Origin of the sequence: Brenneria alni, from assembly GCF_003666245.1 — a bacterium.
Classification (GTDB): domain Bacteria; phylum Pseudomonadota; class Gammaproteobacteria; order Enterobacterales; family Enterobacteriaceae; genus Brenneria; species Brenneria alni.
Genome location: NZ_MJLZ01000026.1, coordinates 21,926 through 41,582, shown reverse-complemented (window position 1 = coordinate 41,582; position 19,657 = coordinate 21,926). Strand labels below are relative to the sequence as shown.

The 19,657-nt window shown below is 53.2% G+C and carries 20 protein-coding genes; all 20 read left to right on the top strand.

Translation table 11 applies throughout. The features are described 5' to 3' along the window. Nucleotides 1–46 precede the first annotated feature (46 nt). The 20 genes from atpD to BIY29_RS12390 all read left to right on the top strand — a co-directional run bounded on the left by atpD (nucleotide 47) and on the right by BIY29_RS12390 (nucleotide 19,594). On the top strand, nucleotides 47–1,429 hold the full coding sequence (gene atpD, locus BIY29_RS12485; protein WP_121575448.1) for a F0F1 ATP synthase subunit beta: 1,383 nt from the start codon (nucleotides 47–49) through the stop codon (nucleotides 1,427–1,429). Between the two features lie 27 nt (nucleotides 1,430–1,456). Further along, nucleotides 1,457–1,870, top strand: coding sequence for a F0F1 ATP synthase subunit epsilon (locus BIY29_RS12480; protein ID WP_170158932.1), 414 nt, complete (start codon nucleotides 1,457–1,459; stop codon nucleotides 1,868–1,870). A 293-nt stretch (nucleotides 1,871–2,163) separates the two neighbouring features. After that, the gene (gene glmU, locus BIY29_RS12475; protein ID WP_121575446.1) at nucleotides 2,164–3,534 is read left to right on the top strand and encodes a bifunctional UDP-N-acetylglucosamine diphosphorylase/glucosamine-1-phosphate N-acetyltransferase GlmU; all 1,371 of its coding nucleotides are present in this window, start codon (nucleotides 2,164–2,166) and stop codon (nucleotides 3,532–3,534) included. 192 nt (nucleotides 3,535–3,726) lie between these two features. Next, nucleotides 3,727–5,556, top strand: coding sequence for a glutamine--fructose-6-phosphate transaminase (isomerizing) (gene glmS / locus BIY29_RS12470; protein WP_121575445.1), 1,830 nt, complete (start codon nucleotides 3,727–3,729; stop codon nucleotides 5,554–5,556). 510 nt (nucleotides 5,557–6,066) lie between these two features. Further along, the gene (locus BIY29_RS12465) at nucleotides 6,067–6,795 is read left to right on the top strand and encodes a beta-ketoacyl synthase chain length factor (RefSeq protein ID WP_121575444.1); all 729 of its coding nucleotides are present in this window, start codon (nucleotides 6,067–6,069) and stop codon (nucleotides 6,793–6,795) included. Continuing rightward, complete coding sequence (locus BIY29_RS12460; protein WP_121575443.1) at nucleotides 6,788–7,579, top strand: lysophospholipid acyltransferase family protein; 792 nt, start codon at nucleotides 6,788–6,790, stop codon at nucleotides 7,577–7,579. The genes BIY29_RS12465 and BIY29_RS12460 overlap by 8 nt, the downstream gene beginning before the upstream one ends. 15 nt (nucleotides 7,580–7,594) lie before the next feature. After that, nucleotides 7,595–7,861: a phosphopantetheine-binding protein gene (locus BIY29_RS12455; protein WP_121575442.1), complete on the top strand. Its 267-nt coding sequence runs from the start codon at nucleotides 7,595–7,597 to the stop codon at nucleotides 7,859–7,861. A gap of 21 nt (nucleotides 7,862–7,882) precedes the next feature. Then, complete coding sequence (locus BIY29_RS12450) at nucleotides 7,883–8,131, top strand: acyl carrier protein (RefSeq protein ID WP_121575441.1); 249 nt, start codon at nucleotides 7,883–7,885, stop codon at nucleotides 8,129–8,131. Between the two features lie 15 nt (nucleotides 8,132–8,146). Continuing rightward, nucleotides 8,147–8,707: a COG4648 family protein gene (locus tag BIY29_RS12445; RefSeq protein WP_121575440.1), complete on the top strand. Its 561-nt coding sequence runs from the start codon at nucleotides 8,147–8,149 to the stop codon at nucleotides 8,705–8,707. After that, on the top strand, nucleotides 8,671–10,056 hold the full coding sequence (locus BIY29_RS12440) for an AMP-binding protein (protein ID WP_121575439.1): 1,386 nt from the start codon (nucleotides 8,671–8,673) through the stop codon (nucleotides 10,054–10,056). The genes BIY29_RS12445 and BIY29_RS12440 overlap by 37 nt, the downstream gene beginning before the upstream one ends. Further along, complete coding sequence (locus tag BIY29_RS12435; RefSeq protein WP_121575438.1) at nucleotides 10,043–10,393, top strand: 3-hydroxyacyl-ACP dehydratase FabZ family protein; 351 nt, start codon at nucleotides 10,043–10,045, stop codon at nucleotides 10,391–10,393. The genes BIY29_RS12440 and BIY29_RS12435 overlap by 14 nt, the downstream gene beginning before the upstream one ends. Next, a complete protein-coding gene (locus tag BIY29_RS12430; protein WP_121575437.1) occupies nucleotides 10,384–12,108 on the top strand; it encodes a glycosyltransferase family 2 protein in 1,725 nt (574 codons plus the stop codon). The genes BIY29_RS12435 and BIY29_RS12430 overlap by 10 nt, the downstream gene beginning before the upstream one ends. A gap of 2 nt (nucleotides 12,109–12,110) precedes the next feature. Beyond that, entirely contained in the window at nucleotides 12,111–12,533 is a 423-nt protein-coding gene (locus BIY29_RS12425; protein ID WP_121575436.1) for an acyl-CoA thioesterase, read from the top strand. Beyond that, nucleotides 12,530–13,135, top strand: a complete 606-nt coding sequence (locus tag BIY29_RS12420) for a LolA family protein (RefSeq protein WP_121575435.1) — start codon at nucleotides 12,530–12,532, stop codon at nucleotides 13,133–13,135. Before BIY29_RS12425 ends, BIY29_RS12420 begins: the two co-directional genes overlap by 4 nt. Further along, nucleotides 13,107–15,428, top strand: coding sequence for an MMPL family transporter (locus BIY29_RS12415; protein WP_121575434.1), 2,322 nt, complete (start codon nucleotides 13,107–13,109; stop codon nucleotides 15,426–15,428). The genes BIY29_RS12420 and BIY29_RS12415 overlap by 29 nt, the downstream gene beginning before the upstream one ends. Next, nucleotides 15,425–15,997 carry a DUF3261 domain-containing protein gene (locus tag BIY29_RS12410; protein ID WP_121575433.1) on the top strand — a complete coding sequence of 191 codons (573 nt, stop codon included), beginning with the start codon at nucleotides 15,425–15,427 and terminating at the stop codon, nucleotides 15,995–15,997. The genes BIY29_RS12415 and BIY29_RS12410 overlap by 4 nt, the downstream gene beginning before the upstream one ends. Nucleotide 15,998: 1 nt before the next feature. Further along, complete coding sequence (locus BIY29_RS12405; protein ID WP_121575432.1) at nucleotides 15,999–17,156, top strand: beta-ketoacyl-[acyl-carrier-protein] synthase family protein; 1,158 nt, start codon at nucleotides 15,999–16,001, stop codon at nucleotides 17,154–17,156. Further along, entirely contained in the window at nucleotides 17,149–17,637 is a 489-nt protein-coding gene (locus BIY29_RS12400; RefSeq protein WP_121575431.1) for a hotdog family protein, read from the top strand. The genes BIY29_RS12405 and BIY29_RS12400 overlap by 8 nt, the downstream gene beginning before the upstream one ends. Next, entirely contained in the window at nucleotides 17,637–18,368 is a 732-nt protein-coding gene (locus tag BIY29_RS12395) for a 3-ketoacyl-ACP reductase FabG2 (RefSeq protein ID WP_121575430.1), read from the top strand. Before BIY29_RS12400 ends, BIY29_RS12395 begins: the two co-directional genes overlap by 1 nt. Beyond that, on the top strand, nucleotides 18,368–19,594 hold the full coding sequence (locus BIY29_RS12390) for a beta-ketoacyl-ACP synthase (RefSeq protein ID WP_121575429.1): 1,227 nt from the start codon (nucleotides 18,368–18,370) through the stop codon (nucleotides 19,592–19,594). The genes BIY29_RS12395 and BIY29_RS12390 overlap by 1 nt, the downstream gene beginning before the upstream one ends. Nucleotides 19,595–19,657 lie beyond the last annotated feature (63 nt).

Here is a 19,657-nt window from a genome sequence, read left to right as displayed (position 1 = left end):
CCAGGTTTACGAATTACGTATTGTCGAATTACGTAGAGGATTCAAGATGGCTACTGGAAAGATGATCCAGGTAATCGGCGCCGTGGTGGACGTCGAGTTCCCGCAAGATGCCGTACCAAAAGTGTACGATGCGCTTGAGGTAGATAATGATACTGAAAAACTGGTGCTGGAAGTGCAGCAGCAATTAGGCGGTGGCGTTGTTCGCTGTATCGCAATGGGCTCTTCCGACGGCCTGCGTCGCGGGTTGAACGTAACGAACCTGGGACACGCGATTGAAGTGCCGGTTGGTAAAGCAACATTGGGTCGTATCATGAACGTACTGGGTGATCCGGTCGACATGAAAGGCGATATCGGCGAAGAAGAACGCTGGGCGATTCACCGCCCGGCGCCAAGCTACGAAGAATTGTCCAACTCGCAGGAACTGCTGGAAACCGGTATCAAGGTTATCGACCTGATGTGTCCGTTTGCCAAGGGCGGTAAAGTTGGTCTGTTTGGCGGTGCCGGTGTTGGTAAAACGGTAAACATGATGGAGCTTATCCGTAACATCGCGATCGAGCACTCTGGTTACTCCGTGTTTGCGGGCGTGGGCGAACGTACCCGTGAAGGTAATGACTTCTACCACGAAATGACCGATTCCAACGTTATCGATAAAGTTTCACTTGTCTATGGTCAGATGAACGAACCGCCGGGTAACCGTCTGCGTGTGGCATTGACCGGTCTGACCATGGCGGAAAAATTCCGTGATGAAGGCCGTGACGTCCTGCTGTTTATCGATAACATTTATCGTTACACTCTGGCCGGTACAGAAGTATCTGCCTTGTTAGGGCGTATGCCTTCAGCAGTAGGCTACCAGCCGACGCTGGCGGAAGAGATGGGCGTGTTGCAAGAACGTATTACTTCTACGAAAACCGGTTCTATCACATCGGTTCAGGCCGTTTACGTTCCTGCGGATGACTTGACTGACCCGTCGCCAGCCACCACCTTTGCCCACCTGGATGCTACCGTGGTATTGAGCCGTCAGATCGCGTCTCTGGGTATCTACCCGGCTGTTGACCCGCTGGATTCCACCAGCCGTCAGTTGGATCCGTTGGTTGTCGGTCAGGAACACTACGATGTTGCGCGTGGCGTGCAGTCTATTCTGCAACGCTACCAGGAACTGAAGGATATCATCGCGATCCTGGGTATGGACGAGTTGTCAGAAGAAGACAAGTTGGTTGTATCCCGCGCTCGTAAAATCCAGCGCTTCCTGTCACAGCCGTTCTTCGTGGCGGAAGTATTCACCGGCTCTCCGGGTAAGTACGTATCCCTGAAAGATACCATTCGTGGTTTTAAAGGTATTATGGACGGCGAATACGATCATCTGCCAGAGCAGGCGTTCTTCATGGTTGGTTCCATTGAAGAAGCAGTGGAAAAAGCCAAGAAACTGTAACGCCTTGTAGGAGGGGATATGGCTGCTATGACTTACCATCTGGATGTCGTTAGTGCGGAGCAGGAAATGTTCTCCGGTCTGGTAGAGAAAATCCAGGTGACGGGGAGTGAAGGCGAACTGGGTATTTATCCGGGACATGCCCCTCTGCTCACTGCCATTAAGCCTGGTATGGTTCGTATTGTTAAACAGCACGGTGAAGAAGAATATATCTACCTGTCTGGCGGCATCCTTGAGGTGCAGCCAAATATGGTTACCGTACTGTCCGATACCGCTATTCGTGGGCAGGATCTGGATGAAGCGCGTGCGTTGGAAGCGAAACGTAAAGCTGAAGAACATATCCGTAACTCGCATGGCGATGTGGATTATGCTCAGGCTTCCGCAGAGCTGAGTAAAGCGATTGCCAAGCTGCGCGTTATCGAACTGACCAAAAAAGCGATGTAACAGATAACCGTTTGATAAATAGAAGCCAGTCAGCCAGAGCTGACTGGCTTTTTTACGCCTATGGATTAAGCGCGATCCTCCTTCCTGCCTCACTTTTTCAGAAAAAACTGTCTGTGTTCAGCACAAGTTTCGATAAACTCTTACTATCATTATGATGATAATGAACCAGTCCTCAGACGGCAGGTTCCTCCGGGGAGTCTGCTATAAAAATGTGTAGTAATTCTGTGCCATAACAGGTTTACTTTTATTCATCCATTTTGATTGTCTGCCAATCAGTTTTTGTCAGGATGCTTATGTCGAACAGCGCTATGAGTGTGGTTATCCTTGCCGCAGGAAAAGGAACCCGCATGTACTCCGATCTTCCTAAAGTTTTGCACCCTCTGGCAGGTAAGCCGATGGTCCAGCATGTGATTGATGCAGCACTGACAACCGGTGCGCAGCATATCCATTTGGTTTATGGGCATGGGGGGGATTTGTTGAAGCGCGAACTGTCCGATCCGGCATTGAACTGGGTGTTACAGGCGGATCAACTGGGAACGGGGCATGCTATGCAGCAGGCGGCGCCGTATTTTGCTGATGATGAAGATATTCTGATGTTGTACGGCGATGTGCCGTTGATTTCACCTATAACGCTACGCAAGTTGTTGCAGGCGAAGCCACAGGGTGGAATTGGGTTGCTTACCGTGAAGCTGGATGATCCTGCTGGCTATGGGCGTATTGTGCGTGAAAATGGTGCTGTTGTCGGGATCGTCGAACACAAAGATGCCAGTGATGAACAACGTCGGATTAATGAAATTAATACTGGGATTCTGGTTGCCAACGGCAAAGATTTGAAGCGCTGGTTAAGCCAGTTGAATAATGATAATGCGCAAGGTGAATATTACATCACCGACATCATTGCTATGGCGGCGGCAGAAGGCCGCAGTGTGGTAGCGGTGCATCCCGAGCGTTTAAGTGAAGTTGAAGGAGTGAATAACCGCTTGCAGTTGTCGGCACTGGAGTGCGTGTATCAATATGAACAGGCGCAGCAACTCCTGTTGGCGGGCGTTATGCTGCTTGATCCGCATCGTTTTGATCTGCGTGGTGAATTGACCTATGGTCGTGATGTTATCATTGACGTCAATGTAGTGATGGAAGGTCACGTTCAGCTTGGCGACCGGGTTAAAATCGGCGCGGGCTGCATCATCAGGAACGTGATTATTGGTGATGATTGTGAAATCAGTCCATACTCAGTGCTGGAGGACGCCGTACTTGACGCGCGCTGCACCATTGGGCCGTTCGCCCGTTTGCGTCCGGGTGCTGAACTGGCGGAAGGCGCTCATGTCGGTAACTTTGTGGAACTGAAAAAAGCTCGCCTGGGTAAAGGATCAAAAGCCGGTCATCTGAGCTATTTGGGTGATGCCGATATCGGCGCCGGTGTGAATATTGGGGCGGGAACCATTACCTGCAATTATGATGGCGCCAATAAGCATAAAACGACCATCGGTGATGATGTTTTTGTTGGGTCGGATACCCAACTGGTGGCGCCTGTTACGGTTGCCAGCGGCGCAACAATTGGTGCTGGTACTACCGTCACTCAGGATGTGGCGGAAAATGAGCTGGTAATCAGTCGTGTAAAGCAGCAACACATTGAGGGTTGGCAGCGACCGGTGAAGAAAAAATAATTGAGTTATTGGCCTTCGCCAGTAGCGGAGGCTGTTTTGCCCTGTGTTTTCATTCGTTGTCATAAAAAGTGCAGGGCAAAACATAATAATCCCCAACTCTCTACAAGGCTCGGGGAACCCGGAAAATCCGGAATAATCAGGTCTAAGACATCTCTGGTGACACAATATGTCACTTTTATAGGAATACAACCGATGTGTGGAATTGTAGGCGCTGTTGCGCAACGTGATATCGCGGAAATCCTGTTGGAAGGTTTGCGACGTCTTGAGTACCGTGGTTATGACTCTGCGGGTCTGGCTGTGGTGGATAATGAAGGGCAGGTTGCCCGTTTGCGGCGTTTGGGAAAAGTTCAGATTCTGGCCCAGGCGGCTGAAGAATGTGCATTGCATGGCGGCACCGGGATTGCCCATACCCGTTGGGCCACGCATGGCGAACCTTCAGAGGCCAATGCGCACCCTCATGTTTCTGAAAATATTATCATCGTACATAACGGTATTATCGAAAACCACGAACCCTTGCGTGAGCTGATGATTGAACGTGGTTATCATTTTGTATCGGAAACGGATACGGAAGTGGTCGCCCATCTGGTTCATTTCGAACAGAAACAGGGTGGTTCGCTACTTGATGTGGTCAAGCGTGTTATTCCACAACTGCGCGGCGCCTATGGCATGGTGGTGCTGGATAGCCGCGATCCGAGCGTGCTGGTTGCCGCACGTTCAGGTAGTCCGCTGGTTATTGGTCTTGGTGTGGGGGAAAACTTCATTGCTTCTGACCAGTTGGCGTTGCTGCCGGTTACCCGCCGCTTTATGTTTCTGGAAGAAGGTGATGTGGCTGAAGTCACACGCCGTAACGTTCGCATATTTGATAAAACCGGTAACATTGCCGAACGTGAAGAGATTGAATCAAAAGTAAATTATGATGCCGGTGACAAAGGCGCTTACCGTCATTACATGCAAAAAGAGATCTATGAACAGCCGATGGCGATTAAGAACACGCTTGAAGGGCGTTTCAGCCACGGAGAGGTCAATCTCTCTGAGTTAGGCCCGAAAGCGGATGAACTGCTGGCGAAAGTGCAGCATGTCCAGATCATTGCCTGTGGCACGTCTTACAACTCGGGTATGGTTTCCCGCTACTGGTTTGAAGCGTTGGCGGGTATTCCGTGTGATGTGGAAATCGCCTCCGAGTTTCGCTATCGCAAACCGGCAATTCGTCAAAACAGCCTAATGATTACGTTGTCTCAATCAGGTGAAACGGCGGATACGCTGGCGGCGCTGCGTTTGTCCAAAGATCTGGGGTATCTGGGGTCGCTGGCTATTTGTAACGTTGCCGGTTCTTCGCTGGTACGCGAGTCCGATCTGTCGCTGATGACCAAAGCTGGCGTTGAAATCGGTGTGGCTTCAACCAAAGCGTTCACTACTCAGTTAGCGGTGCTGCTGATGCTGGTGGCGCGCATTGGTCGCCTGCGCGGTATGGATGCGCAGGTTGAGCGTGATATCGTACACGGTTTGCAGGCGTTGCCGGCCCGTATTGAGCAAATGCTGTCGCAAGATAGGCTTATCGAGTCGCTGGCTGAGGGATTTTCAGATAAGCATCATGCGTTGTTCCTGGGCCGTGGCGATCAGTACCCCATTGCGATGGAAGGGGCGCTGAAGCTGAAAGAAATCTCCTATATTCATGCGGAAGCCTATGCCGCCGGTGAGCTGAAACACGGTCCACTGGCATTGATTGATGCGGATATGCCGGTAGTGGTAGTGGCGCCCAATAATGAGCTGCTGGAAAAACTGAAATCCAATATTGAAGAAGTCCGGGCGCGCGGCGGCGAGCTATATGTCTTTGCCGACGAAGATGCCGGTTTCACCAGTAGCGAAAATATGAAAATTATTCCGCTGCCGCATATTGAAGAAGTGATAGCGCCGATTTTCTATACGGTGCCGCTGCAATTACTGGCTTATCATGTTGCGTTGATCAAAGGCACGGATGTCGACCAGCCGCGTAACCTGGCCAAGTCGGTGACGGTGGAATAAACCGCGGCAGTATCGTTAAGATTAAATCCGTCTTGTGGTGACTGAATCCATAGGGCGGATTTTTTTGTTTATTTAACCCGTATTCCCCGGTTATCTGGCTATCCCACTCTCGCTTTTACAGCCATCATCCTGCGTTTATAGCGCATAACGTCGATGCTTTTTGTCAACCTATATTCATTTTGTGTAAGATAGTTTAAACGGTGTATTGATTTCCATATTTCACAGGCTGGCAATTAAATAATTTCAAGGGCCGAATACAGGCTATTCGGCCCTTTTTGCTTTTTATTCAGTCACATTTGACGTATCAAGGAAACCATTGAGTCTTACGGATATGACAAAGAAAATGTTAGCGTGCTGGATGCTATTACCGAAGCCCAGCATAATCGTGGAACAGCAAGTTGATGGTCTTGGTATCAGTCATCAGCTTTTTATCTCTAAAAAAAAATAAAAAGTGATGCGGTATGGCATGTGTGCTTGTGGTTTATGTAACACCGGAAGAAGAACGATAGTATGAAACTCGCTTTTTCAATCCTTGATTGGCAGGCCAGTGCGCCAGGGCTTGGCAATTTTGATGACTGGCTGCATTGGGCGATGCGAACAGCAGTAATACATGCAGACCAGCCGTTGGAAAAATGTCGCCAGCTGCCAATGATGATGGCCCGCCGTTTAAACAGCGGCAGTCGCCTAGCGGTGGATTGCGGATTAACGCTGCTTCGCCGTCAATCTGTTGATGCGATTGTTTTTACCTCTCGTCACGGTGAACTGGAACGTAACCTGCGTATTTTGCTGGCGTTATCACGCAATGAAAATATTTCCCCTACCGATTTCGCCATGTCTGTGCACAATGCCGCCGCAGGTAGCCTGACCATAGCAGCGCAAGCGCCGTTGGTATCGACATCCATTGCGGCTGGCGTTGATTCTTTCCAGCAAGGACTGGTCGAGGTAAAAGCATTACAGAGCGCGGGTTACAGAAATGTTCTGCTGGTCGATTTCGACGGTGTAATCCCTGAATTTTATCATCAGCATATTCCCGCATGGATGCCCCGTTATCCTTATGCCGTTGCTGTGCTATTGGGCAGCGGTGAGGAGATAAGCTGTATCTCGACGCCGATGGCGGAGTGCGAAGAGCCAGAATTACCGCAAAGCCTGCAATTTTTGCACGCGTTTCTGGCCCGGCAACCGGCATTTCATATCCGTGGTGAACGACTCAACTGGCAGTGGGATAGGCGCGATGTCTGAATCTTCCTTGGTATTACGATCATCATCACGTTTAAATCGTTTATGGCGGCTGGCGATGACTGGCTGCTGTTTTGTGATGTTTGGTCTTGGTGGTTTACTGCTATCGCTGGTGTGGTTCAATCTGCTGCTGATTCAGCGCGACGCCACTCGTCGTCGTCAGTTGGCTCGCCGCAGCATATCGGCCTGTTTTCGCTTCTTTTTACGGATCTTGCGTACGCTGGGGGTGCTTGATTATCACATTGAAGGCATTGAAACCTTGCAAACCGATAGTGGTTGTCTGGTAGTCGCCAACCACCCGTCGTTAATTGACTACGTATTGCTGGCCTCGGTGATGCCGGATGTGGATTGTCTGGTTAAAGCCGAGTTGCAGCATAATCTGTTTATTCGGGGCGTTATCCGCTCGGCAAATTACCTGCTCAACAGCCAGTCCGAGACGCTGCTGCCCGATTGTCGGCAGAGGCTGGACAACGGGGATGTGATCGTTATTTTCCCTGAAGGCACGCGAACGCGTTATGGCGAACCGCTGGTGTTGCAACGCGGCGCCGCCAATATCGCCGTGCGCTGTGGCTGTGATTTGCGCATAGTGCATATTCGCTGTAGTCAGAGGATGTTGGATAAGCAAAGTCGCTGGTATCATATTCCGCCGGAGAAACCTTATTTCACGGTTAGTGTTCGCGAACGGATCAGCAATAAAACCTTTATGGCGACAGAAGACGTGCTCCCTCTGGCTGCACGTCGGCTGAATCGCCTTTTACAACAATCTTTAACACCAGAAAATTTATAATTATCCGGGAAAAGCATGGAAAATATATTCATTGAAATTAAAGAGATGATTATTGAATCTCTGAATCTTGAGGACGTTAGCGTCGATGAAATCGAAACCGATGCGCCGCTTTTTGGCGATGGTCTTGGTTTGGATTCTATCGATGCTCTTGAACTGGGGTTGGCGGTAAAAAATCGCTATGGCGTGGTACTTTCGGCTGAAAGCGAAGAGATGCGTCAGCATTTTTTTTCCGTTGCGACGCTGGCTGCTTTCATTAACACTCAGCGCGCAGTGAGTGCCTGATAATAAAATAACGAGTCAATAATGGATAAAAACGAAATTTATCAGGAAATTACCACTCTATTGGTCAAACTGTTCGAGTTGGATGCAGAGGATATCAAGCCAGAGTCCCGCCTTTATGAAGATCTTGAACTGGACAGTATCGACGCGGTGGATATGGTGGTTCATCTGCAAAAGCGCATCGGCCAGAAAATTTCCCCGGAGACGTTTAAATCGGTGCGTACCGTGCAGGATGTGGTTGATGCGGTAGAAAACCTGATTGATGAAGGCTGACGGCCTGAGCAAGCGATGCGTGCGTTGATAAATAGCCTGAGCTGGCTGATGACGTTGGCCTGGCCTTTTCTGGTCTGGTTTAGCGTTACCCACCCGGAACACCGTTGGCTGCTACCGATGCTGGTGCTGATGTTTATTCTGCGCTTTGCCACGCTGAACGGTGAGAAAAATGTTTTTAAGGGAGCCGGGCTGCTGTTGGCGGCGGTTGGCGCGGCGTTGTCCCTCGCCAGCTTATTTCTACGCGAGGGGGACTGGCTACTGTGGTATCCGGTGGCGGTAAACGCGGTGATGTTGTTGTTGTTTGGCGGATCGCTTTATAGCGGCGTGCCGCTGGTGGAACGTCTTGCACGAATGCGGGAACAGGAACTCTCGGCGCGGGCGATTGCCTATACGCGCCGGGTAACACAAATCTGGTGCCTGTTTTTCATTTTTAACGGCAGTGCTGCCGTGCTGACTTGCCTCGCAGGCAATGTTCATTGGTGGACGTTATGGAACGGCATAATCAGCTATCTGCTGATGGGACTATTGATGGGGGGCGAATGGATAGTACGTCAGCGCCTGCGAAGACAAGTATAAGCCGTGTTACCCCTCTGGCGATTGGTGACTGGCTGAACGGTGAGGATGACCCGTGGCGAATTGTTGCCAGCAATGATGTGCATACGTTCACGTTGGGTATGTTGAAACGGCAGGTTGCCGTACTTTGCCAGCAGTTACTTGACCACAAAGCGCTGCGCTGGGCGCTGTGCTTTGAAGACAGTTACCGTTTTACCATCGGGTTACTGGCTGCGCTACATGCGGGAAAAATCCCGGTCATTCCCGGACACTGCCGACAGTCTCTTCTACAAGAGCAGGCTGATGAATTTGATGGGTTGCTGACGGATACGTCACTCAACCTGAACTGCCCCTCTTTTAAGGTAACCGAAAGCGAACAACGGGTTGATACCGCTCTGCCTGAGATAGCGGATGATGCTTGCATTGTGCTTTTTACCTCAGGATCTACCGGCAAGCCTCGACAGGTGGTTAAACCGGTGCGCTGTCTGGATGAGGAATCACGCTGGCTGGCGCAATACTGGGGAGCGCGTTTACGGGGTTGTTGCGTTATCGCTTCCGTTACCCACCAGCACTTGTATGGGCTGACGTTTCGCATCTGGTTGCCGATGGCGCTGGGGTTATGCTTTGACAGCCGTCAGTTGCTTTATACCGAACAGCTAACTTCCCAGGATCCGCAACGGCGCTATGCATTTATCAGCAGCCCGGCTTTTTTACGTCGTATCGACCATTCTCTCAAAGCGCCATTCTGTCCGTTGATTGTTTCCGCTGGCGGCGCCTTACCCTGGGCCAGCGCTGAGGCAGCGAAATGCTGGTTTACTACGCCAGTTGATGAAATTTACGGTAGCACCGAAACCGGTGTGCTTGCCTGGCGTGCCCGTGGCGCCGAAAACACGCCGTGGCGACTTTTCGCCGGGGTGTCGTTGTTGGCTGATGAGCAGGGTCACTGGTGGGCGCGTTCGGCGCTGATCCCGCATCCGGCGGGGCAAAAGCTTGACGATAAACTGGAATTTGACGATGCAGGGAACTTTCAGCTTAGTGGGCGGCACGATCGCGTGGTTAAAATAGAAGATAAACGTATTTCCCTCAGCGAGATCGAGCGGCGTTTGCTTGATCTGCCTGAAATTGTCGATGTGGTCGCTTTACCGATAACGCGCACAGAGCGCAGTGGCATTGGTGTGGTGCTGGTACTGACCTCGCCGAATTTGGCCGCTGACTTGCCACGGTTAAAGCGTCAGTGGCGGAATGAGCTGCACAAGTGGCTGGAGCCGCTGGCAATGCCGCGTTTCTGGCGCATCGTTGATATTATTCCCCATAATAGCCAGAGCAAACGCGCCTGGCCGCAAATACAGGCGTTGTTTCATGCTGCCCGTTGAGCTTTTTCGGCAGAGTACGCAACAGCAGGCCGAACTTACCCTGCTGGCGACGGAGGATCTGTTCTGGTTTAAGGGCCATTTTCCCGCCCAGCCGCTGTTACCGGGGGTGGCACAGCTTGACTGGGTGCTGCATTACGGTGTTGAACTGTTGGCTCCGGGCTGGCAGTTTTCGGCGGTCGAAAATGTTAAATTTCAACAGCCGATTCTGCCCGGTAAAACACTCCGTCTGGTGTTGGCGTGGAATGCCGAAAAGCAGTGGCTTACCTTTAGCTACCATATTCTGGATCATGAGGCGGAACGAATCGCCAGCAGCGGGAAAATCAAACTATGTCGATAAAAAACCTATCGATAAATGGTGGTTTTTCGCCCTGTGTGGTGATCCCCTGCTATAACCATGGCGCCATGATGCACGCTGTTATGGCGCGCCTGGCACCGCTTTCCCTGCCGATTTTCATCGTTGACGATGGAAGTGATACGCCAACGCAAAGGGTTCTGGCGCAGTTGGCCGGGGGAAATGATCGCATCACCCTGATCCGTCTGGCACAAAACAGCGGGAAAGGTGCGGCGGTAATCTGTGGCCTTGAGGCGGCGGCGAAAGCCGGGTATAGCCATGCGTTGCAGGTGGATGCCGACGGGCAGCACCAGATTGAGGATGCGCCTCGCTTGCTGACAGAAGCGAGGCATTACCCTGATTGTCTGATTTCTGGCCGACCGATTTACGATGAGTCGGCGCCTAAATCGCGCCTCTATGGACGCTATGTCACCCATGTCTGGGTATGGATTGAAACGCTTTCGTTTTCCCTGAAGGACAGCATGTGCGGCTTTCGGGTTTATCCGCTAAATGCCACGCTCGCGTTGACCGCCCGGCATACGGTTGGCCGACGCATGGATTTCGATACGGAAATTATGGTGCGGCTTTACTGGGCGGGCACGCCAAGCCGCTTTGTCGATACCGAGGTAATCTACCCGCAGGATGGTTTGTCCCACTTTGATGCCCTGCACGATAACCTGCGTATTTCCTGGATGCACACCCGGTTGTTTTTCGGCATGTTACCGCGTATTCCTTTATTGCTCAGGCAGCGCGGTCAGGCGCACTGGTCAGGCGTTGGCGAGCGAAAAGGGATGCTCGGTATGCGTTTTATGCTGGCGGTTTATCGACGGCTGGGGCGCGGGATGTTTACGCTGCTTCTGTGGCCGGTTATCGCCTTTTACTGGCTTACCGGCAACGTGCAGCGTAGGGCCTCTCAGGCGTGGCTGCGCCAGATAATTGATTACGCGCGGCAACATCACCTATCGTTGCCGGGGCCGTTAAGCAGTTATCACCATTTTTTGCGTTTTGGTCAGTCAATGCTGGATAAAATTGCCAGTTGGCGAGGTGATTTACTTTGGGGCAAAGACATTGATTTCGCCCCCGGCGCCCGCGAGGCTATTGAGCAGGGACGACAGCGCGGTCAGTTGATCCTGGCGTCTCACCTTGGTGATATCGAGGTTTGCCGGGCGCTGGCGCAACAGGTTAGCGGGTTGGTGATTAATGCACTGGTATTTACCGAGAATTCACAGCGTTTTAAGCAGGTGCTGGAAGAAATTGCCCCGCAGGCGGGGGTGAATTTAATCCCGGTCAGCAATATTGGCCCGGATACCGCTATGCTGTTGCAACAAAAGCTGGAAGCCGGTGAATGGGTGGCGATCGTTGGCGACCGCACAGCGGTGAATCGCCAGCGCGGCGGAGTACGTCGTGTTATCTGGAGTCGGTTTCTGGGCCGTGACGCCCCTTTTCCTCAGGGGCCATTTGTGCTGGCGGCGGCGTTGCGCTGCCCGGTATTGCTGATGTTCGTGCTCCGTGAACGCAAAACGCTGCGCGTTTACTGTGAGCCGTTTGCCGATCCTATCGTGTTGCCGCGAGCCACCCGTAAGGAAGCGTTGCAGCAGGTGGTCGATCGCTATGCCGAACGTCTGGCGCATTATGCGCTGAAGTCTCCCCTCGACTGGTTTAATTTTTTTGATTTCTGGAGCCTGCCGAATGAGGATCAGGCCGCTGGGAAAAAGGAGTAATAGTGTTAAACGATCCCCGTTTAAGTCATGACGTGGAGCTGACCGTCTCCTTTCATGACTGCGATCCTATGGGTGTTGTCTGGCATGGCAACTATTTTCGCTTTTTTGAAGTGGCCCGCGAGGCGCTGCTCAATAAATTTAACTACGGCTACCGCGAGATGAAAGCCTCCGGCTATGCTTGGCCGGTAGTGGATACGCGTGTTAAATACCGCGCTGCGCTGACCTATGAGCAGCGGATCCGTGTGCGAGCCACGGTTGAAGAGGTTGAGAATCGCCTGCGTATTGCCTACCAGATTTTCGATGCCGGCAACGGGCAGCGCGCCACCACCGGGTACACCATTCAGGTGGCGGTGGAAGAGGGAAGCCGTGAGCTAAGTTTTGTTTCTCCACAGATTTTGTTTGAGCGCCTGGGAGTGACGCCATGATACGGATGATAGTTGCGGTTTTGGTGCTGTTGAGCGGCGTGGCGCAGGCCGTCACGCTGGATGATTTGCAACAGCGTTTCAGCAGCCAACCGGTGGTGCGGGCGGACTTTACTCAACTGCGAACAATCAAAGGAATGGCGAAACCGCTCAAGTCCAGCGGACAACTGCTCATTGCGCAGGATAAAGGGCTGTGGTGGCATCAGGCAATGCCTTTCTCCCTGACCATGGTACTGGATGATAAGCGTATGGTTCAGGTGATGAACGGGCAACCGCCGCAGATCGTTACCGCGGAAAATAATCCGCAGATGTTTCAATTCAATCATTTATTGCGTGCGTTGTTTCAGGCTGATCGTCAGGTACTGGAACAAAACTTTGCCATCGACTTTACCGATCTTGGCGAACAGCAATGGCGGCTGGTGCTGACGCCGACAACTTCACCGTTGGATAAGTTGTTTAACGCCATCACGCTTAATGGCCGGGCATTTCTTGAGGGGATCGAGTTGGATGACCGTCAGGGCGATCTGACTAAAATTACCCTAAGTAATCAACAAATAACGCCCAGGACGTTAAGTGATGACGAGCAGCAGCGTTTCGTTTTCTAAGCGGGTACGCCGTGCGGCCTTTTTCTGGGGGCTGTGCTGTATTGCACTGATCGGGGCGCTGATCTGTCTGTTGCCGAAAGCGCAGATCAACAGCAGCGTGCTTGCACTGCTGCCGAAGCAGTCGATGGGAGCGATCCCTCCTGCGTTGCAGCAAGGCTTTATGCAGCGCCTTGACCGACAGATGGTATGGCTGGTGACGCCCGGTGAGCAGGCGGATCCTGCTGTCGCCTACCGGTGGTGGCAACAGTTGCAAACGCTTCCTGATCTGCAAAATGTGAAAGGCCCGATTGATGCCGAACAGCAACGGCTGTGGGGAAAGTTTGTTTTTGAACATCGTAATGGTCTGGTGGACAGCGCCACGCGTGCGCGCCTGGAAAAAGGGGGGGCCGCACAGGCCGACTGGGTATTGGCGCAGCTTTATTCCGCATTTGCCGGCGTCAGCGGTCAGGAGTTGAATCACGACCCGCTGATGCTGGTACGCGGGTCGCAATTGGCATTGCAACAAAACGCCAGCCAGTTGGGGTTGTCGCAGGGCTGGCTTACCGCTAAAGATCCGCAGGGCCGAAGCTGGTATTTCCTGCACGGTGAACTGAGCGGCAATTCGTTTGATATGGCGCATAATCAGCAACTGGTCGATAAACTTAATGCGTTGCAGGCGTCGCTTAAAGCACAGTTTCCTGAGGCGCAGGTGTTAACGCGGGGTACGGTGCTGTTCAGCAACTACGCCAGCCAACAGGCGAAGCATGATGTGTCCACTCTTGGGGTGGCGACGGTGGCGGGGGTATTGCTGCTGATTTTTTCCGTTTTCCGCTCCCCGCGGCCTTTGTTGCTGTGCGCCCTGTCGGTTGGCATTGGCGCGCTGGCCGGTACGGTGTTTACGTTGTTGTTGTTTGGTGAGCTGCATCTGATGACGCTGGTGATGAGCATCAGCATTGTCGGAATTTCGGCGGACTATACGCTTTATTATCTTACCGAGCGCATGGTGCATGGCGGCCATGTTTCCGCGCTTGAGAGCCTGAGAAAAGTGCTTCCCGCCTTATTGCTTGCACTGGGAACCGCGGCGATAGCTTATCTGATTATGGTGCTGGCGCCGTTCCCCGGTTTACAACAGCTTGCGGTATTTGCGGCGACAGGGCTGACGGCATCCTGCCTGACGGTGGTGTGCTGGTATCCTTTTCTGGTCAAGGGGCTGCCGGTACGGCCTGTTCCCGCTATGATGCTGATGGGGCGCTGGCTGGCCGCCTGGCGATATAACCGCAAGGTGCGTTGGGGGCTACCGTCGGCGCTGCTGGTTATCTCCGTGACTGGGCTGCTGCGCTTAGAAGTGAATGATGACATTTCCCAGCTTCAGGCGCTGCCGGCCACGTTAATGCAGCAGGAGCGGCAAATAACCGCGCTGACCGGGCAGAGCGCCGATCAAACCTGGTTTGTGGTCTACGGTGACAGTGCTGAACAAACGTTGCAGCGGCTGGAGCAACTGGCGCCAAAATTGAATGAAGCGCAACAGAACGCGTGGTTAAAAACCTACCGTTTGTTACCGCTCTCATCTTTGACGCAGCAGCAGAGCGACCTGCAACTTATCGCGTCGGCGGCGCCTGTGGTGATGGGGCGTCTTAACCAGGCGGGGGTGGATGTGGCAAGCCCGAACGTGCAGCCCATGCCGGTGACGCCGGAAATCTGGTTTAACAGCCCGATAAGCGAAGGGTGGCGGCTACTGTGGCTGACCCTGCCTGAAGGAAAAAGCGGAGCGTTGGTGCCGGTAAGCGGTGTTACTCACAGCGCTGAGTTGGCTCAACTGACAAAAACGGTGCCCGGCGTTGAGTGGATTGACCGAAAAAGCACCTTTGATGAGTTGTTCGGTTTCTATCGCGTAATGTTAGGCTGGCTGTTGGCCGCCGCTCTGGCGGTGATCGCCCTGAGTTATGTGGTTCGCATGGGGCTGCGCCACGGGTTGCGAAGCGTGGTGCCTTCGGTTCTGTCGTTAGGCGGTGGTCTGGCGGCGCTGGCCCTGAGCGGATATTCTCTGAATCTGTTCTCATTGCTGGCTCTGATGCTGGTATTAGGGATTGGCATTAACTACACGCTGTTTTTCAGTAACCCGCACGGTACGCCGATGACCTCGCTGCTGGCAGTCACGCTGGCGATGTGTACGGCGTTACTCACGTTGGGGATGCTGGTGTTCAGCGCCACTCAGGCGATCAGCAGTTTTGGTATTGTGCTTTGCAGCGGTATTTTTACCGCTTTCCTGCTGGCGCCTTTGGCGTTGCCCGATTCGAAAGGGAAACGAAAATGAAATCACTACGGGGCGTGATGCTGCTCACGTGTGCGCTGTTACTGAGCAGTTGCGCCAGCAAGCATGATGACGACCGCCCGCAGGCGTGGCTCAAACCGGGGGTGAAAGTGACGCTACCGGCGCCGGGCATTACCCCGGCGGTGAATGAGCAACAGTTGTTAACCGGGACATTTAAAGGCAAACAGCAGTCGCTGCTGGTGATGTTGAGTGCGGATGACAAACAGCTCTCTTTGGTGGGCTTGTCCTCAATCGGTATTCGTCTGTTTCGCGTTACCTATGACGATCAGGGGATCCACACCGAGCAGTCCATCGTACTGCCGCAGATGCCGCCCGCCAGCCAGGTGCTGGCGGATATTATGTTGAGCCACTGGCCGATAGCCGTCTGGCAAACGCGGCTTCCGACAGGCTGGACGCTACGGGATAAGGGCGACAGCAGGCAGCTACGTGATAATCACGGCAATTTGATTACCGAAATTCGTTATATGACACGTCACGACCGGCGTGAACCGATCAGCATTCGACAGTTGGTGTTTGGTTACCATATCGTTATTCAATATTTGGACGGCTAGCATGATTTATATTAATGCGGTGGGTGCGCTCAATGCATTGGGTAACGACCTGGATGAGATTGCCAGGAATCTGACGGACGTTACCGCTCCGGGAATGCGCCCGGACAGCGGCTGGCTGTTGCAGGGAAAACCATGCTGGACCGGAAATGTCGATGCGGATTTGCCTGCGATACCTCATGGGCTGGCTGAACATAACAGCCGTAATAACCAACTGTTGCTGGCCGCGCTGGCGCAAATCCGCCCGCAGGTGGATGAGGTTATCGCCCGCTTTGGCGCCGATCGCGTTGCCGTAATCCTCGGCACCAGCACTTCCGGTCTGGACGAAGCCGATCGCTACGTCAGCGCTAATTTGCCAGCCTATTGCTATGCGCAGCAGGAGCTTGGCGATCCTTCCCGTTTTCTGGCGGCTTATCTGGAGTTAAATGGGCCGGCCTACACCATTTCGACCGCCTGTTCTTCCAGCGCCAGGGCGTTAATCAGCGGGCAGCGCCTGATTGAAGCCGGACTGGCGGATGTAGCGATCGTCGGTGGCGCGGATACGTTGAGCCGTATGCCGCTGAACGGTTTTGATAGCCTGGAGTCCCTCTCATCGCAGCGCTGTATGCCTTTCAGTCAGCAGCGCGACGGTATTACGATTGGCGAAGGCGCCGCCTTGATGCTGATCGGTCGCGAGCCTGACGGTGTGGCGCTGCTGGGCGTAGGCGAATCGTCCGATGCGCATCATATGTCAGCGCCTCACCCGGAGGGAAACGGCGCTGTCCGGGCGATCGAGATGGCGTTACAGCAGGCCAACCTTCAGCCTGCGGATATCGGCTACATCAATCTGCACGGCACGGCAACCCGCCTGAACGACCAAATTGAAGCGAAAGTCATTCATGCTATATTTGGTGACGCCACGCCCTGTAGCTCGACCAAATACCTTACCGGCCATACGCTCGGTGCGGCAGGCGTTTGTGAAGCGGTGATTTGCTGGCTGCTGCTGATGCGCGGGCTGCCGTTACCGCCGCAGGATTTTTCACTCAGCGCCAGGGATGAGACGCTGCCGCCCTGTGGTTTGCTCATTGAGCCAGGTCAGCTTCGGCAGCCGGTCATCCTGTCTAATTCCTTTGCTTTTGGCGGTAATAATACCTGCCTGATATTGGGGAAAGCGCATGACTGACTATTTTCCCGCCAGGTACTACCTGCCTCATCAGCCGCCGATGGTATTGGTTGATAGCGTGATACGGATTGATGATGAACACGCCCATTGTCAGGTGCTTGTCAGCCGCGAAAGCGTATTGGCGCCGTTCCTGAATGCCGAAGGAAATCTGCCCGCCTGGTTTGGGATTGAAATTATCGCTCAGACGATAGGCGTCTGGTCCGGTTGGCATGGGCGTCAGAACCGTGATTATCACAACCACGATCAACAACCGCGTCCCGGCATGTTGTTGGGTGGACGGGGTTATCACTGTAAACAGGCGTTTTTCCCAGCGGCGTCGCTGCTTGATGTCAATGTGACGTTATTGATACGTGATGAGAAGATCGGCAGCTTTGACGGCGAAATCAGGGTTAACGGTGAAAAATACGCCACTGGCAGGTTAACCACCTATCAGCCTGACGACAACGAATTAAAACAACTTTTACAACAGGGAAAAGAGTGATGACGCGTTCCGTGTTAGTGACCGGTGCCAGTAAAGGGATCGGTCGAGCCATCGCACTGCGCCTGGCGGCGGATGGATTTACCGTCGTGGTGCATTACCACCGGGACAAAGACGGCGCTGACGATACGTTAGGCCGGATTATTGACGCCAAAGGCACAGGCCGTGTTGTCGGGTTTGATATCGCTAATCGGGAAATGTGCCGCGAGTGTATCGAACAGGATATCACCGCTCACGGTGCCTATTATGGCGTGGTCAGCAATGCTGGAATTACCTGCGACGGCGCTTTTCCCGCGTTGGATGACGACGCCTGGGATAGTGTGATCCACACTAATCTCGATAGCTTCTATAACGTTATTCATCCTTGTGTCATGCCGATGATTGGCCTGCGTAAAGGTGGCCGTATCATTACGTTGTCCTCGGTTTCCGGCATTATGGGTAATCGCGGGCAGGTCAACTACAGCGCCGCGAAAGCGGGTATTATTGGCGCCTCCAAAGCGCTGGCTATCGAACTGGCCAAGCGAAAAATTACCGTTAACTGCATTGCGCCGGGGCTGATTGACACAGGAATGATCCACATGGAGCCGGTGGCGATTGAAGAAGCAATGAAAATGATCCCCATGAAGCGTATGGGGCAGGCGGATGAAGTGGCGGGGCTGGCGAGCTATCTGATGTCCGATATTGCGGGTTACGTGACGCGTCAGGTTATTTCCATTAATGGAGGGATGCTGTGATGCGTCGTGTCGTGATAACGGGAATGGGCGGCGTAACCGCATTTGGCGACGCCTGGGAAAGCGTTTCAATGGGATTGCGCGCCGGGCGCAATGCGATACGCAAGATGCCGGAATGGCGGGTTTACGATGGACTGAATACGCAGTTGGGATCGCCCATTGATAATTTCAGTCTGCCAGAGCACTACACGCGCAAACGCATTCGCTCTATGGGGCGCGTCTCGCTGATGGCGACTCGGGCCACCGAACTGGCGCTGGCGCAGGCAGGGCTGCTTGAGCATCCGGTGTTGACCAATGGGGAAACCGGGATAGCATACGGATCTTCGACGGGAAGTACCGGCCCGGTCAGTGATTTTGCCACCATGCTGACGGAAAAACATACCAATAATATTACCGGCACCACTTATGTACAGATGATGCCGCATACCACGGCAGTCAATGCCGGGCTGTTCTTTGGCCTGCGCGGTCGCGTGATTCCCACCTCCAGCGCCTGCACCTCCGGTAGTCAGGCGATTGGCTATGCCTGGGAAGCGATTCGTCATGGTTATCAAACGGTTATGGTGGCCGGCGGGGCAGAAGAACTTTGCCCTTCGGAAGCGGCGGTGTTTGATACGCTTTTTGCCACCAGCCAGCGCAATGACGCGCCGGAGACTACGCCGTCCCCCTTTGATGCCGGACGTGACGGGCTGGTGATTGGAGAAGGCGCGGGTACGCTGGTGCTGGAAGAATTGGATCATGCACAGGCGCGCGGTGCGACGATTTATGCTGAGATTGTGGGTTTCTACACTAATTGCGATGCAGCTCACATTACTCAGCCTCAGCGTGAAACCATGCAAATTTGTATTGAAGGCTCACTGCGCTGCGCCGGTTTGCACGCTGCCGATATTGGATATATTAATGCGCATGGTACGGCGACGGATCGGGGAGATATAGCGGAAAGTCAGGCGACCGCCGCAGTTTTTGGTCACTCAACCCCCATTTCTTCCCTGAAAAGCTATTTCGGCCACACGTTGGGCGCCTGCGGCGCGCTGGAAGCCTGGATAAGCATTGAAATGATGCGTGAAGGCTGGTTTGCCCCTACTCTTAATCTTCGGCAACCGGCGGAAGATTGCGGCAAACTGGATTATATTATGGGGGAGCCGCGTTATATCAATACCGACTATGTTCAGTCCAATAACTTTGCTTTTGGCGGCATCAATACATCACTGATTTTCCGCCGCTGGAAATAAAAAGGGCTGACGGGGCGAGAGTATATTCCCTGTCGTGGCTGCTCAGGCGGGGAGCCGCCGCCA